This is a genomic window from Mycobacteroides sp. PCS013 (genome assembly GCF_049532645.1).
GTDB lineage: Bacteria > Actinomycetota > Actinomycetes > Mycobacteriales > Mycobacteriaceae > Mycobacterium > Mycobacterium gwanakae.
This window is the reverse complement of record NZ_CP150131.1, coordinates 2,219,820-2,235,184: the sequence shown is the minus strand read 5'-3', so window position 1 is coordinate 2,235,184 and position 15,365 is coordinate 2,219,820. Positions and strand designations below refer to the sequence as shown.

Annotated in this window: 16 protein-coding genes; 13 read left to right on the top strand and 3 right to left on the bottom strand. The window is 63.7% G+C overall.

The features are described 5' to 3' along the window. Positions 1 to 9 precede the first annotated feature (9 nt). Entirely contained in the window at positions 10 to 633 is a 624-nt protein-coding gene (locus RHO23_RS11005; RefSeq protein ID WP_423489070.1) for a DUF3558 family protein, read from the bottom strand. A gap of 115 nt (positions 634 to 748) precedes the next feature. Between RHO23_RS11005 and RHO23_RS11000 the strand changes: the two genes are divergently transcribed. The 4 genes from RHO23_RS11000 to truB are packed head-to-tail and all read left to right on the top strand — an operon-like array spanning position 749 to position 3,731. Next, positions 749 to 1,225, top strand: coding sequence for a carboxymuconolactone decarboxylase family protein (locus tag RHO23_RS11000; RefSeq protein ID WP_057966146.1), 477 nt, complete (start codon positions 749 to 751; stop codon positions 1,223 to 1,225). A gap of 13 nt (positions 1,226 to 1,238) precedes the next feature. Further along, entirely contained in the window at positions 1,239 to 2,192 is a 954-nt protein-coding gene (locus tag RHO23_RS10995; RefSeq protein ID WP_057968892.1) for a metallophosphoesterase family protein, read from the top strand. Positions 2,193 to 2,196: 4 nt separating this feature from the next. Next, positions 2,197 to 2,838, top strand: a complete 642-nt coding sequence (locus RHO23_RS10990; protein WP_423489214.1) for a 4'-phosphopantetheinyl transferase family protein — start codon at positions 2,197 to 2,199, stop codon at positions 2,836 to 2,838. Continuing rightward, entirely contained in the window at positions 2,835 to 3,731 is an 897-nt protein-coding gene (gene truB / locus RHO23_RS10985) for a tRNA pseudouridine(55) synthase TruB (protein ID WP_264922729.1), read from the top strand. The genes RHO23_RS10990 and truB overlap by 4 nt, the downstream gene beginning before the upstream one ends. A gap of 7 nt (positions 3,732 to 3,738) precedes the next feature. On the opposite strand, the gene RHO23_RS10980 is transcribed toward truB, so the two are convergent. Both RHO23_RS10980 and mntR read right to left on the bottom strand, forming a co-directional pair. Next, positions 3,739 to 4,305: a DUF4262 domain-containing protein gene (locus RHO23_RS10980; RefSeq protein ID WP_264922728.1), complete on the bottom strand. Its 567-nt coding sequence runs from the start codon at positions 4,303 to 4,305 to the stop codon at positions 3,739 to 3,741. A gap of 1 nt (position 4,306) precedes the next feature. After that, positions 4,307 to 5,029 (bottom strand): manganese-binding transcriptional regulator MntR, encoded by a 723-nt coding sequence (gene mntR / locus RHO23_RS10975; RefSeq protein ID WP_264922726.1) that lies wholly within the window; start codon positions 5,027 to 5,029, stop codon positions 4,307 to 4,309. Positions 5,030 to 5,133: 104 nt separating this feature from the next. Here mntR and RHO23_RS10970 point away from each other — a divergent pair, with 104 nt between their 5' ends. From RHO23_RS10970 to RHO23_RS10930, 9 genes are all read left to right on the top strand, one after another. After that, positions 5,134 to 6,096, top strand: coding sequence for a bifunctional riboflavin kinase/FAD synthetase (locus RHO23_RS10970; RefSeq protein WP_030093923.1), 963 nt, complete (start codon positions 5,134 to 5,136; stop codon positions 6,094 to 6,096). Between the two features lie 93 nt (positions 6,097 to 6,189). Then, a complete protein-coding gene (gene rpsO / locus RHO23_RS10965) occupies positions 6,190 to 6,459 on the top strand; it encodes a 30S ribosomal protein S15 (protein WP_030093922.1) in 270 nt (89 codons plus the stop codon). A gap of 101 nt (positions 6,460 to 6,560) precedes the next feature. Next, on the top strand, positions 6,561 to 6,989 hold the full coding sequence (gene lppU, locus RHO23_RS10960; RefSeq protein ID WP_070921541.1) for an LppU family putative lipoprotein: 429 nt from the start codon (positions 6,561 to 6,563) through the stop codon (positions 6,987 to 6,989). Between the two features lie 271 nt (positions 6,990 to 7,260). Next, positions 7,261 to 9,528: a polyribonucleotide nucleotidyltransferase gene (locus RHO23_RS10955; protein ID WP_030093920.1), complete on the top strand. Its 2,268-nt coding sequence runs from the start codon at positions 7,261 to 7,263 to the stop codon at positions 9,526 to 9,528. Beyond that, the gene (locus tag RHO23_RS10950; RefSeq protein WP_423489069.1) at positions 9,512 to 10,825 is read left to right on the top strand and encodes a M16 family metallopeptidase; all 1,314 of its coding nucleotides are present in this window, start codon (positions 9,512 to 9,514) and stop codon (positions 10,823 to 10,825) included. The genes RHO23_RS10955 and RHO23_RS10950 overlap by 17 nt, the downstream gene beginning before the upstream one ends. 29 nt (positions 10,826 to 10,854) lie before the next feature. Beyond that, positions 10,855 to 11,628, top strand: coding sequence for a DUF2182 domain-containing protein (locus tag RHO23_RS10945; RefSeq protein WP_078353743.1), 774 nt, complete (start codon positions 10,855 to 10,857; stop codon positions 11,626 to 11,628). Positions 11,629 to 11,637: 9 nt separating this feature from the next. Further along, positions 11,638 to 12,453, top strand: a complete 816-nt coding sequence (locus RHO23_RS10940; protein ID WP_423489068.1) for an SDR family oxidoreductase — start codon at positions 11,638 to 11,640, stop codon at positions 12,451 to 12,453. A gap of 132 nt (positions 12,454 to 12,585) precedes the next feature. Further along, on the top strand, positions 12,586 to 14,106 hold the full coding sequence (locus RHO23_RS10935; RefSeq protein ID WP_064409132.1) for a flavin-containing monooxygenase: 1,521 nt from the start codon (positions 12,586 to 12,588) through the stop codon (positions 14,104 to 14,106). After that, on the top strand, positions 14,103 to 15,128 hold the full coding sequence (locus tag RHO23_RS10930; protein WP_030093915.1) for a hypothetical protein: 1,026 nt from the start codon (positions 14,103 to 14,105) through the stop codon (positions 15,126 to 15,128). Before RHO23_RS10935 ends, RHO23_RS10930 begins: the two co-directional genes overlap by 4 nt. Positions 15,129 to 15,365 lie beyond the last annotated feature (237 nt).

The window sequence follows — 15,365 nt, the reverse complement described above, 5'->3', positions numbered from 1 at the left end:
GATCTGATCTCAGAACTTGTAGGCGGGCGCGAGAATGTTTGCGACCCGGCGATTTTCCACGAGGCAACCGGGGCCGTCAGGGGAGTACTTCTGCGATGCGTAGTACAGCGACTGCTGGACCACGCCATAGCTGGTCTTGAAGGTGATCATGCAGGACACCCACCACTGGTTGTTCCAGTCTGTGGGTTTCATGATGTTGTACTCGGCAGCGCGGTGACCCTGAATGGTTGTCTCCACGCCGTCGGCCGGCAGTGAGTCCTCATATGTGCGCCACACGACCGCCTCGACAGCCAATTGATAGTTGTTGCGCGAGTCGTACCGGCAGCGCAGCCCCTCTTCGGGCGCGGGTGGCGTCTGGTCAAGGCCCGCGGCCGCGATGACCGAGCTGGGGATCTCGTAACAGGGATCAAAGGGGCGCGGATCGGTGACCGATACAACCGGCCATTTGATCGTGGTGGTGGCGGCCCCTGTGCTCGCGGGTCCGGTCATCGGTGCCGTGGAGAACCGCAGCTGGAAGGGTGCGCTGGTGGTGTGCTCTGACGGTGCGGTACGCCAGACCACGAAGCCGCCCAGCGTCAGCGCCATCAGGGCAACGCAGAATCCAGCTCGGACTACGCCTGCCCGTTGGGCCATGCGAATTCACCTCAATCTGATCGGCCGCGGTGCGCCGAAGTCTAGCCGCGTGTCTATCTCATACGGAACATCGAAAACACTAGAACACGTTCTAGTCCGGGAGTATCGTGACGCCATGGCACGAATTGGGAATTACGCGGACGACGATGTGGCCGGCTGGTTGATGGGTTCGCCCGAGATGGCGCCCGGCTTCGCCGGATTTTCGGATGCGGTCTACAACCGCAGCCGGCTTCCGATCGGGGTACGAGAACTCGCACGTATGGCTGTGGCCTTTGCGAACGAATGCTCCGTCTGCCAGAACACCCGTTTCGTTCAGAGCGGAGAGTTGGACGCCGACTTCTATGCGGACGCCGACCAGTGGCGCACTTCGCCGCGATACAGCGACGCCGAGCGGATCGCGGCAGAATTCGCGCATCGCTTCGCGACCGATCATGTCGGATTACGTGAGGACGACGAGTTCTGGGCGCGAGCCCACGAGCACCTCGATGACGGGCTCTTGACGGACCTGGCGCTGTCCTGCGCATTCTGGGTGGGAAGCGGACGTGCGTTGCGAGTTCTAGACGTGGGACAGAGTTGCAAGATAAACCTGTAGGTACATTGGCCGGATGACGCAGGAACGGGAGCCCAGGCTGTGGGCGATCAGCGACCTGCATGTCGGGCAGTCGGCCAACAAGTCTGTTCTCGAGGAACTGCATCCGGCCTCGCCTGAGGACTGGCTGATCGTCGCCGGTGATGTGGCCGAGCGTAGTGATGACATCCGGGGCGCGCTGGATCTGTTGCGGCGCAGGTTCGCCAAGGTGATCTGGGTGCCGGGTAACCATGAACTATGGACGACCGCGCGTGATCCCATGCAGATCTTCGGGCAGTCTCGCTATGACTATCTGGTCAATATGTGCGATGAGATGGGCGTCGTCACCCCCGAGCATCCGTATCCGGTGTGGGTGGAACAAGGTGGTCCCGCGACCATCGTGCCGATGTTCGTGTTGTACGACTACACGTTTCTGCCGGAGGGGGCCAACTCCAAAGCCGAGGGTCTCAAGATCGCCCGCGATCGCAACGTCGTGGCGACCGACGAGTTCCTGCTCTCCAGTGAGCCTTTCGCGACACGCGATGCATGGTGCCGGGATCGGTTGCGGTACACCAGGAAGCGACTGGAAGATCTGGACTGGATGACGCCGACAGTCCTGGTGAACCATTTTCCTCTGGTGCGTGAACCCTGTGATGCGCTGTTCTATCCGGAGTTTTCGTTGTGGTGCGGAACTACCGAGACCGCGGACTGGCATACCCGCTACAACGCGGTGTGTTCGGTGTACGGACATCTGCACATCCCGCGGACCACCTGGTATGACGATGTCCGGTTCGAGGAGGTATCGGTTGGCTATCCGCGGGAATGGGCCCAGCGCAAACCGTATTCGTGGCTCAGGCAGATCCTTCCCGTCCCGCACTATCCACCCGGATACCTCAACGAGTTCGGCGGTCATTTTGAGATCACCGAACAGATGAGGGTGTCGGCCAAGCGATTCCGTGAACGGCTTGCCAAGGAGCGCGCCAGTGACTGATGAGTTGATCGCCTCGGTGGTTCCCGATGTGCTGTCCTCGGCCGAGTTGTACGAGGATCCACCGGGGTTGACACCGCTGCCGGAGGAGGAGCCGCTGATCGCCAAGTCGGTGGCCAAGCGGCGCAATGAATTCATCACCGTGCGGTACTGCGCGCGGCAGGCCCTGTCCGTTCTTGGCGTGCCCGAGGTTCCGATCCTCAAGGGGGACAAGGGGCAGCCATTGTGGCCCCACGGAGTGGTGGGCAGCATGACGCACACCGAGGGATTTCGCGGCGCGGTGGTGGGCCGCGTAGGCGAAGTGCGTTCGGTGGGGATCGATGCCGAACCGCATGACGTCTTGCCCAACGGAGTGCTCAAATCGATCACCCTTCCGGCCGAACGCGATGAACTCGCTGCCTTGCCAGGGGGCACGCATTGGGATCGATTGCTGTTCTGCGCCAAGGAGACGACGTATAAGGCGTGGTTCCCACTGACAACGCGGTGGCTCGGCTTCGAGGACGCCCACATCACGCTCGACCCGGACGGGACCTTCACCTCACGAATCCTGGTGGACGGTAAGGCCAACGACAGCAGCGTGCTCTCGACGTTCGACGGCCGGTGGATCATCGACAAGGGTCTGATCTTGACCGCCATCGTGGTGCCGTGACCGATCCCTTGAGCCGTGCGGGCCTCGTAATTGTCGATAAGCCCGCCGGGATGACGAGCCATGACGTGGTTTCCCGCTGCCGAAGGCTGTTTTCCACGCGCAAGGTCGGGCATGCGGGCACTCTCGATCCGATGGCCACGGGGGTCCTCGTGATCGGTATCGAACGCGCCACCAAGATCATGGGACTGCTGACTTTAACCACCAAGTCATACGCGGCCACCATCCGTTTTGGGCAGAGCACCAGCACCGATGACGCCGAAGGTGAGGTGCTGCAAACTGTTTCGGCTTCTCATCTGACGGATGGGGATATCGAGGCGGCCGTTGCCCGGCTGCGCGGGGACATCGAACAGGTGCCGTCCTCGGTGAGCGCGATCAAAGTGGACGGGCAACGCGCGTACAAGCTCGCGCGCGAGGGGCAATCCGTCGAGCTGGCGGCCAGGCCCGTGAGCATCTCGCGGTTCGATGTGTTGGTGGTGCGGCGGCCGGGCGATGGCTATGTCGACGTGGACGTGGAGGTCGACTGCTCCTCGGGGACCTACATTCGGGCGCTGGCCCGTGATGCGGGGGCCGCGCTGGGTGTCGGTGGGCATCTGACAGCATTGCGGCGCACCAGGGTTGGTGATTTCTCGCTGGAGCGGGCGCGCACACTCGACGAACTCGCCGACGATGCGACGTTGACACTGGATCTGGACACCGCTTGCCGGGATGGATTCCCCCGACGTGACTTGGATGCAGCGGAGGTTGATGCGGTGCGCAATGGGCGTCCGCTAGCGGCGGCCGGCATCGAGGGGACCTACGCGGCGGTGGATGCCGATAGTCGCGTCATCGCGTTGTTGGCCGATAAGGGTTCTCGTACCACGTCGGTGGTGGTACTGCGTCCGGCGAATTTGTAGCGGTCAGTCAGCCGCGGATCCACCGGCTTGGCGGATGCAACTCCCTGGGCATCCACATCAGCGGCTGCCGGTCGGCGAAATGCGGATCGAGCTCGGGGTTCCCGGGGAACCGGCCCTCGCCATCGGGCCAGAGGATCTGCAGGTACCGCACGCGGTTCGTCCGGTTGAACCACAGCCCGAACCCGAACTCGTTGTCATACCAACTCGGATCGATGGGCGAGAGCTTGACTTGGTAGTCGTCCACGGCCGGCAGGGCGAGCACATCCTCGAACGTCTCGCCGACCTGCAGCACCCGGCCTTCCTGTGCCTGCTTGGCGACTGCGTTGAGAGCACGCTGCATCATGGTGATGTCGTTGACGCCGTAGATCGCCAGCTCGGGCAGGCGCATGGTGTGCCACAGTCCCACGGTGTAGGCGAACGGTGGGCTTTCCTCCGCCGAGGTGGGGCCGATTCCCAGTGCGCTCCAACCGTATTCGGTGACGCTGCCGATGATGTCGCGATCGCTGTCGTTGTAGTCGTGGCGGTCGCCGTAGTCGACACACAGGAGGCACTCACACGCCGCGTGGTCGGTCATTTCAGTCGAGTACGACCCAAATCGATTGAGCTGCAGGGTTTCCCAGCTCCAGCTTCTTCTCGCCGCTGTCTGGTCCGGCGCTGTCAATCGACACCGAGATGGTTCCGGCGAAGTCCCGTCGTTCGTCGACCGTCACCCGGGCATCCAATGCCACGCCCACCGTGTCGAAGTAGCGCAGCATTTCAGGATCTGAGTCGGAGATCCGGGCCACTACGCCGGTGTCACCGTTGGCGCAGTCCGACAGCTGGCGAGCCGGGGGAGTGGGCACCTGCCCGTCGGGGCCGGGAATCGGGTCGCCGTGCGGATCGCGCTGCGGGTGACCGAGCTTCGCGTCGATCTTGGCCAGCAGCAGATCCGAGACGGCGTGCTCGAGCACCTCAGCCTCGTCGTGTACCTCGTCCCACCCGTAGCCGAGTTCGTTGACCAGATAGGTCTCCAGCAGCCGATGCCTGCGGACCATGAGTACCGCGGCCTTGCGGCCCTGGATCGTCAACGTCACGGCGCCGTACTTCTCGTGATCCACCAGACCTTGGTCGGCGAGCTTGCGGATCGACTCGGAGGCGGTGCTCGCCGACACGCCCATGCGTTCGGCCAGCATCTTGGTGCTTACCTTCTCGCGCGACCACTCCTGCGCGGTCCAGATCACCTTGAGGTAATCCTGGGCAACCGTCGTCAGGTCGGTGTCGGCGGATCCGGCGGGTCGGTCGGATCGAGTGGGGCTCACGATGCTTAGCCTAACCAGGCGCCAAGGGATGCTCAGCCTAACCAGCCGCCGCGTCCCGAAAGCCAAGTCGGCCTTCTCGCATCTTCCGAAGTAGGCTTTATGCCGTGCAACGCTGGCGCGGGCAAGACGAAATCCCGTCCGATTGGGGTCGGTGCGTTCTGACGATCGGCGTATTCGACGGAGTACACCGAGGTCACGCCGAACTGATCGGGCGTGCGGTGAAAGCGGCGCGCGAGCTCAATCTCAAGAGCGTCCTGATGACCTTCGATCCTCACCCGATGGAAGTGGTGTTCCCAGGAACCCATCCGGCCCAGCTCACAACCCTGACCCGGCGCGCCGAGCTGGCCGAGGAACTGGGTGTCGATGTCTTCCTGGTGGTGCCGTTCACCCCTGAATTCATGAAACTCTCGCCCGAGCGATACGTGCACGAGCTGCTGGTCGAGCGTCTGCACGTGGCCGAGGTGGTGGTCGGGGAGAACTTCACCTTCGGCAAGAAGGCCGCCGGGAATGTCCACATGCTCAAGAAGGCGGGCGAGCGATTCGGCTTCAAGGTCGACGCTGTCTCTCTTGTCACCGAGCATGCGGTCACGTTCTCCTCGACGTACATCAGATCCTGCGTTGACGCCGGCGACATGGTGGCGGCCACCGAAGCACTGGGCCGTCCCCACCGCGTCGAAGGCGTCGTGGTCCGAGGTGACGGTCGCGGGCGGGAACTGGGCTTCCCGACGGCCAACGTGGCGCCGCCGATGTTCGCCGCCATTCCCGCCGACGGGGTATACGCGGCCTGGTTCACGCTGCTCGGGCACGGTCCCACCATGGGAACCGTCGTGCCGGGTGAGCGCTATCAGGCGGCCGTCTCGGTGGGGAGCAACCCCACGTTCTCCGGCAAGGCGCGCACCGTCGAGGCGTTCATCATGGACACCGCAGCGGACCTCTATGGCCAGCATGTCGCCGTGGATTTCGTGGCGCGGGTCCGCAGCATGGAGAAGTTCGATTCGGTCGACGCACTCGTGGACGAGATGGGGCGCGATGCCCAGAAAGCTCGCACGATTTTGGCGCGAGGCTAGCCCGCCGGTACACTCCAACACCGGTGTGAGCTGCAGTTCGCGGTGGCCCGCCAGAAACATTCGACGCGAACCCCAGTGATGGAGAAGCTTGCCGTGGCATTGACTACCGAGCAGAAGAAAGAAATCCTCACCCAGTACGGGCTGCACGAGACCGACACCGGTTCTCCCGAGGCCCAGGTCGCGATGCTGACCAAGCGCATCGTCGATCTGACTGAGCACCTCAAGACTCACAAGCACGATCACCACAGCCGTCGTGGTCTGCTGCTGCTGGTCGGCCGTCGCCGCCGGCTGCTCAAGTACATCGCCAAGGTCGACGTCGCGCGCTACCGCTCGCTGATCGAGCGCCTGGGTCTGCGCCGCTGACTTTGTCTTCTCCTCGGCTGGGTCGTTCTGGAATCCGAGGCGCGGTATCTGTCGCTCTTGTCGTTGTCGTTGTCGGTGCGGTCGTGTTGTCGGCGTGTTCGATGGCATCGGCCACCGATGGCCTGGCCGTTGGTGACTGCGTCAATCTCAGCGGCACCGATCAGCACGCCAAGCTGGTCAAGGAACCGTGCGGCAGTCCTCAGTCCAATTTCAAGGTCTTCGCCAAGGCGGCGACCGATGCGGACTGTCCACGCGACGCCGACTCCTCCTACTACGCCAAGCGCGGATTCGGTCGCAAGAGTCAGGCTCTGTGCCTGGACATCGACTGGGTGGTCGGCAGCTGCATGAGCGTCCCCGACAAATGGGACGGTGACCCGGTGCGGGTCGACTGCAACGACGTCAACGCTCAGAACAAGAAGCGCGTCACTCAAGTCCTGCAGGAAGTCTCGACCGCCGACGAATGCATCACCGGGCTTGGCTACCCGTACGTCGACCGTAACTTCACCGTATGCGTGGAGGAACTGCCCTGATCAAGGTGCATGGCCGCAAACGCCGCAGGTGATAGGGTGTCTGGGTTGTCATGCTGGTCCCGCCGGGTAACGGGCGGTCTTCGGTAGTGGCTGCCGGGTTCGACGCTTGTACTCATCGATTCCCCGGCGGCTTCGATCGAACGGCCGTGGCCGATCACCTTCCGGGTCCACTTCGCGCTGGTACGTCCGCGCGCTGACCGCGTGATGGCACGCATGCCCAATGCAGCCACGTGCTGCTCACTGAGAATGTATGAGAGGTATTCCAGAACTTATGTCTGTTACAGAAATTGAAGAAGGCGTTTTCGAGTCCACCGCGACCATCGACAACGGGACCTTCGGCACCCGCACCATCCGGTTCGAGACCGGACGGCTGGCACAGCAGGCCGCTGGCTCTGTCGTCGCCTACCTGGATGACGAGACCATGCTGCTGTCGGCCACGACCGCCAGCAAGAGCCCCAAGGATCATTTCGACTTCTTCCCGCTGACCATTGACGTCGAGGAGCGGATGTATGCCGCGGGCCGGATTCCCGGATCCTTCTTCCGCCGTGAGGGACGTCCCTCCACCGACGCCATCCTGACCTGTCGTCTCATCGACCGGCCGCTGCGCCCGACCTTCGTCAGCGGGCTGCGCAACGAAATCCAGGTCGTGGTGACGGTGCTGAGCCTGAACCCCGCCGACCTGTACGACGTGCTGGCCATCAACGCCGCGTCGGCGTCCACGCAGATCGCCGGGCTGCCCTTCACCGGCCCCGTCGGCGGTGTCCGGGTGGCCCTGATCGAGGGCCAGTGGGTCGCGTTCCCGACGATCGAGCAGCTGGAGACGGCCGTGTTCGACATGGTCGTCGCCGGTCGTAAGACCGCCGACGACGTCGCGATCATGATGGTCGAGGCCGAGGCCACCGACAACGTCATCGCACTCGTGGAAGGCGGAGCCGGCGCTCCCACGGAAGCCGTCGTCGCCGAGGGCCTTGAGGCCGCCAAGCCGTTCATCGCCGCGCTGTGCACCGCGCAGCAGGAGCTGGCCGAGAAGGCCGCCAAGCCTGTCGGGGAGTACCCCTTGTTCCCCGACTACCAGGACGACGCATTCGCCGCCGTCGCTGCCGTGGCCACCGAGCCGCTGTCGCAGGCGCTGTCCATCGCGGGCAAGGCCGAGCGCGACGAGAAGACCGATGAAATCAAGGTCGAGGTTCTGGGGCGTCTGCAGGAGGGCTTCGATGGCCGCGAGAAGGAGATCGGCGCGGCATTCCGTTCGCTCACCAAGAAGCTGGTGCGCCAGCGCATCCTGAAGGACCAGTTCCGTATCGACGGCCGCGGTGTCACCGACATCCGCGCACTGTCCGCCGAGGTCGCTGTGATCCCGCGGGCACACGGCAGCGCGCTCTTCGAGCGTGGCGAGACCCAGATCATGGGCGTCACCACCCTCGACATGGTCAAGATGGCCCAGCAGATCGACTCGCTGGGGCCGGAGACCTCGAAGCGCTACATGCACCACTACAACTTCCCGCCGTTCTCGACCGGTGAGACTGGTCGCGTCGGCTCGCCCAAGCGTCGCGAGATCGGTCACGGCGCTCTGGCCGAGCGTGCGCTCATGCCGGTGCTGCCGAGCGTCGAGGAGTTCCCGTACGCCATCCGTCAGGTCTCCGAAGCGTTGGGCTCCAACGGATCCACCTCGATGGGTTCGGTCTGCGCCTCGACGCTGTCGCTGCTGAACGCCGGTGTGCCGCTGAAGGCTCCCGTCGCCGGTATCGCCATGGGCCTGGTGTCCGATGACATCGAACTGGCCGACGGCACCACCGAGCGTCGCTTCGTTGCGCTCACCGACATCCTGGGCGCCGAAGATGCCTTCGGTGACATGGACTTCAAGGTCGCCGGCACCAAGGACTTCGTCACGGCGCTGCAGCTCGACACCAAGCTCGACGGCATCCCGTCGCAGGTGCTGGCCGCCGCCCTGTCGCAGGCCAAGGACGCCCGCGCCACCATCCTCGAGGTGATGGCAGAAGCCATCGACGCACCCGACGAGATGAGCCCGTACGCGCCGCGCATCACGACCATCAAGGTGCCGGTCGACAAGATCGGTGAGGTGATCGGGCCCAAGGGCAAGATGATCAACTCGATCACCGAGGAGACCGGCGCCAGCATCTCCATCGAGGATGACGGCACCGTCTTCGTGGGCGCCTCCAACGGTGAGGCGGCGCAGGCCGCGATCGACAAGATCAACGCCATTGCCAACCCGCAGCTGCCCAAGATCGGTGAGCGTTTCCTCGGAACCGTGGTCAAGACAACTGATTTCGGTGCGTTCGTGTCGCTGCTTCCGGGCCGCGACGGACTGGTGCACATCAGCAAGCTCGGCAAGGGCAAGCGGATCGCCAAGGTCGAGGACGTGGTCAAGGTCGGCGACAAGATTCAGGTCGAGATCGCGGACATCGACAACCGCGGCAAGATCTCTCTGGTCCCCGTCGGCGACGACGAGGCCGCGGATGCTTCCGCCGACAGTAACGGTGCGGCCGAGGCCAAGCCGGCAGATGCCGTCGCGGAGTAGCGTTCCGAGCGCCGTACGTCGCACGGTCCTTCCAGGTGGTCTCCGAGTAGTCACCGAGGCGATGCCCTCGGTGCGCTCGGCGTCCGTCGGCGTGTGGGTCGACGTCGGCTCACGCGATGAGGGGCGCAGTGTCGCCGGTGCGGCACACTTCCTCGAACACCTGCTGTTCAAGTCGACGCCCACACGGTCGGCGGCCGATATCGCACAGTCGATTGACGCCGTCGGCGGTGAGCTGAACGCATTCACCGCGCGCGAGCAGACCTGCTACTACGCACACGTGCTGGACTCCGATCTGGAGCTGGCGATCGACCTGGTGGCCGATGTGGTGCTGCGCGGACGATGCGCCAGTGAGGATGTCGAGGTCGAGCGCGATGTCGTGCTCGAAGAAATCGCGATGCGTGACGACGACCCCGAGGACCTGTTGGGGGAGGCATTCCTCGGGGCTCTGTTCGGAGATCATCCGATAGGCCGCAGTGTGCTCGGCAGCTCGGAATCCATATCGACGATGACGCGATCCCAGCTGCATTCGTTTCACGTCCGCCGGTATCGGCCCGAGCGCATGGTGTTGGCCGTGGCCGGGAACATCGAGCACGATCGCGTAGTGCGCTTGGCGCGCAAGTACTTCAAGTCGCATCTGGATTCTTCGGTGAAGACGGTGGCGCCCCGTAAGGGGAGCGGTCGAGTCACCGCGACACCGGGGCTGGAGTTGGTTTCGCGGGACGGCGAGCAGGTACACCTGTCGCTGGGCGTGCGTACCCCCGGACGTGGCTGGCAGTACCGCTGGGCGTTGTCGGTGCTCAACAGTGCGTTGGGTGGCGGGCTCAGTTCCCGCCTGTTTCAAGAGATTCGCGAGCAGCGTGGACTGGTGTACGCGGTCTATTCGACGGTGGACACCTTCTCCGATACCGGAGCGTTGTCGGTGTACGCGGGCTGCTCACCGGAGCGCTTCGACGAGGTGGCCAAGGTGACCTCGCAAGTACTGGGGTCGGTCGTCGAGGGCGGATTCACCGCGGCGGAGATCGAACGGGCCAAGGGTGCGCTTTCTGGCGGACTTGTTCTAGGGCTTGAGGATTCGGCGTCTCGTATGAACAGAATGGGCCGCAGCGAACTGAACAACGGTAAGCACCGCACGATTTCGGCGACCCTGGACAAGATCCAGGCGGTGACGGTCGACGAAGTCAATGGCATCGCCCGGCAGTTGCTCAGCGGCCGAGCCGGTGCGGCCGTAGTCGGTCCGTACCGATCCAAGCGGACGCTGCCGCGCGCACTGCGAACGATGATCGAATCCGCGAGCTAGGTGCGCGTCGGCAAGATATTCTCTTACTGATGGCCGCCAACGCGATCCAGCGCGTCAGAGAACTGGCGGCTGGCAGATACACCGGGATCGCGACCGCGATAATTCTGTTGTCGTGGTTGGGTTTCGCGTTCCTCCCGCAGCACGCCACCGCCCACAAGCAAGCGCCCATGGCCGAGCATATGCACGGCATGGATCACGCGAACATGGCGCCGATGGCCACGCCGGTGGTGCATCAGCCCGCGTTGTGGATCGCCATCGTCTCCTGGATTGTCATGACCATCGCGATGATGGGACCGGCCACACTTCCCGCGATCCGGTACGTCGAGCAGAACGTGCCACGGGGCCGTGGGCGTGCGCTGATTCTCTATGCGGCGGTCTGGCTCGCAATGTGGACGGTGGTCGGGCTGATCATCACCCTGGCGCTCCCTGCCGCCGGCAACGTCAACCGGTGGTGGTTGTTCGCGGGCGTGCTCCTGCTGACGGCGATGTGGCAGCTCACTCCGATGAAGTGTCGGGCGCTCGGCGAATGCCACCGCTCGCTACCACTGCCCCCGGACGGCTGGCCGGCGGCCAAGGGCCTCATGCGATTCGGAGCAATCAGCGGGTGGGCGTGCATCCGTTCCTGCTGGGCGATGATGCTGACGATGGCCGTCGCGCCCTCGGCGCACCTGGCGTGGATGGTGGGATTGACCGCCGCGGTCACCTGGGAGCGATTCACCCGGTATCCGCGCCGAACGGCATGGCTTCTCGCGGGCCTGTTCGTCGTCGCGGCTGCTGCGGTCGGGGTTTTCGCCATCCAATAGGGTTCGGGCATGGACATCAACGGCAGCGTCGCCATCGTCACCGGAGCCGGTTCGGGAATTGGACAGGCCCTCGCCTGGGGTCTGGCGGATGACGGAGCCAGGGTCGTGGCCGCGGACATCGATGCCGATGCTGTGGCGGCTACTGCCGCGGCGCGGGTGGGCCGCATCATCGGACAGCGTGCCGATGCCAGCTCGAGCACCGATATCGAGGCCCTCATCGCCTTGGCGGAGAAGGAATTTGGCCCCGTCGATCTCTACGCGGCCAACGCGGGCATTGGCTGTGGTTTGGGACTGGATATCGGCGAGGCCGCTTGGGACCTCGCTTTCGATGTGAATCTGCGCGCACATATCCGGGCGGCAACCTTGCTGACGCCGAAATGGGTGGAGCGCGGGCGCGGCTATTTTGTGTCGGTCGCTTCTGCTGCCGGGCTGCTCACCCAGCTCGGTTCGCCGGCCTATTCGGTGACCAAGCACGCGGCCGTCGGTTTTGCCGAATGGCTGTCGATCACATATGGCGACAAGGGGATCGGGGTGAGCTGTCTATGCCCGATGGGGGTGAAGACCCCCTTGCTTGACGGTCTCACGCAATCCGATGATCCCGCGACCAAGGTGGCCGGTAGCTCGATCACGGCCGCCGGGGACGTACTGCAACCCGAGGCCGTCGCGAGGATCACGCTGGATGCGGTACGTGCCGAGAACTTCCTGGTGCTACCGCACCCGCAGGTGCTCGACATGTACCGGCAGAAGGGCGCCGATTACGACCGGTGGATTGCCGGTATGCGTCGCTACCAGGGCGTACTCGAAGAGCAGGTCAAGTCCTCGTAGCCGGAGCACTCGCATGAATGTGTGATGCAAATCACACATTCATAATTTATGTGACTAACTCAGCTCTTGTCGTATCGCACCCTCGGCCTGCTAGCGTTGACGTAAGTTAGCAATTCGTCAACGAAGATGAGGGTGGTAACCGCGCACATGGCAGTCGATAACCCTGTTGACGTAGTGGTCATTGGAGCCGGCATGGCCGGACTCGGGATGGCGGCTCGATTGCGCCAGGCCCGGGTGGAAAGCCTGCTGGTTCTCGAGCAGGCGTCCGAGGTGGGCGGCTATTGGCGGCGCAACACCTTCGCTTCCGTCGCCGGCGACGAGTTGGCGGTACAGCAGTCGTATGCGTTTTCGCCCAACACATCCGCCCGTTCGGTGTGGGCCACCCGTGACAATGTCCTGTCCTATCACCGTGACCTCATCGCGCGGCACAACCTCGAGCCGGTGCTGCGACTGCGGCATCGGGTGACGGCACTTGCGTACGAACCCGCGAAGGCCACCTGGCGGATCACGGTGGCGGGTAAGAAATCGATCTTCGCGCGACGCGTCATCGTGGCGGTTGGCGCTGGAACATCGCCGGTGCCACCGCAACTCGACGGTATCGAGCAGTTCGACGGCCCCGTGCTCAGCACGGCGGACTGGGACCCGGACTTCGATTTCACCGGCCGTAATGTGGCGGTGATCGCGGCGGGCGCCAGCACCGTGCATGTGGTGCCCGAACTGGTCAAGAAGGCGGCACGGGTGCGGGTGTTTCAGCGCACTCCGGACTGGGTGCTGCCACGCTGGGGTGGAGAATCGTCGAGCACGGCCGGGCGGCTGCTTTCGCGTGCATCGGGATCCATTGCGGGACGGGTGGCCGGCCGTTCGCATGAGGCGCTGCGCCGGGGTTTGGTGTGGCGGGGAGTGGGCACCCGGTTCGTCGAGGCGGTGGCCGAGAATCACCTCAACCGCAATGTGAAGGATCCTTGGTTACGCCGCAACCTGCTTCCGGCCTATCGTGCGGGCAGCCGCCGGATTCTGTTCTCCGATGAGTTCTATTCGGCTCTGCAGCAAGACAATTGCAAGCTCGTTCCGTGGCCCGTCACCGGAGTGAGCGCCATTGGAGTGCGATCGGCCGATGCCATGACTCACAAGGCCGACTGTCTGGTCTTCGCGCTCGATACCCCCGAGGTGCTGATCGAAGCGCCGTTCTCCATCAAGGGGGTGGACGGCTCCACGCTGGACGAGCAATGGGGTTCCCAGCCGAAGGCCTTCCGCGGCGTGAACGTGCCCGGGTTCCCCAATCTGTTTCTGCTCACCGGTCCGGGTTCCGGCTCCAACGCGTTGGCGGGCCTGTCGCATATCGAGGCGCAAATCGATTATGTGACAGCGTCACTGGCTCTGGTTGATTCGCTGGCTTTCGTCTCCATCGAGGTGCGCCGAGAGCCCCTGGAGCGTGAGCAGGCGCGCGCGATACGGCGATTCGATCGAACCACCTGGCGCGATGGCGCGTTCCGCTGGTACAAGCCCACTGAAACCGTCGGTAGTGAGCTTTTCCCTGGTACGACAAGCGAATTCCGGCGTGCGCTGGCCGATCTGGATGCCGCCGACTACAAGATTCTTACCCAGCAGGAACTCATTTCCGCCAATTCGACGAAGTTAGGGGTAGCCCAATGACCGCAGTGCTCCCGGACGAGCTGACCAGAGAGAACACCAAGGACATCTCGAAGAACGACGAGTTCTTTGAGAATGTCCTGGTCAAGATCAAGGCCAGGCAGTGGACCCTGGCGGACTTCGACTGGGACAAGCCTGGGGCCGAGACCATCAACCCGGAGCAGTTCGACGACCTCAAGCAGTTCATGTCGGATCTGGTGTGGATCGAGCACATCGGTGGCCGGATGATGGGCACGCTGGGTATTACCGCGCCCAGCGACACGTTGCGTGAGATCTACAGCTACTTTCATGCCGAGGAGCAGCGGCACGCCAATGCCGAGATCGCGCTGATGCGCCGGTGGGGCATGCTCGAGGAGGGCGAAGTTCCGCCGCAGTCCGGCGATATCAAGGCCCTGTTGCAGGCGCTGCGCGGGTTCGACAACCTCGGTGACCGCCGACTGCCGTTCGTCTACATGGCCACTGTCATCCCGTTCTTCGAGGTCGGGCTCGACGGCGCCGTCCTGAAATTCTTGTCCGGCGAGGTCGAGGATCCGCTGTTCCATGAGGTGTTCGCCAAGATCAACTCCGACGAATCACGGCATTTGGCAATTGGTTTCGCGGTGATGGACATGCTGGGCACCCGCAAGTTCTCCCGGATGCTGGTGGAGGATGTGGCGCCGCTGCTCAAGCCGGTGACGATCGTGCGCGCGGTTGGCTTGGCCAATCCTCACGTCATCCGCTTCGCGGGCTTTCTGACCCGCGTGGGTGACGCGATGCGAAACATGGGTATCGACACGATTCTGATTCAGCGTGCGTTCGATCGCTATGCCGAATCAGGCGGTCGTAAGAGCAGCAATGCCAGCCGGTTGCCTGTCTTCCGGGTGCTGCGTTACCCCATCGTCAACAGCACCTACTTCACCGACTTCGATCATCCTCTGCATAAGGTGGGTCGTGCGGTGAACAAGTTCAACGACAAAGTGCCGTACCGCAAGAAGATCAAGACACCGACGTGGACCAACGACCTCACCGCGGAGACCGCGGTGTAGGACGGACCCGACCGGCAGAGGAGGGCTCTGAAGGACCAGATGAATCTGAAGTCCTTTGTTCCGGTCTTGTTCGTCCGCGACGTCTCTGCGAGTGCGGAGTACTTCGGAACGGCACTCGGATTCGCCGTCGACTTCCTGCACGGGACGCCGCCGTTCTAGGGCGGTGTGTCGCGAGACCAGGTGTGCCTGCACCTACGTTTTGTTCGCCGACCGAACTTCGCCGAGCTTGCGGCCTCG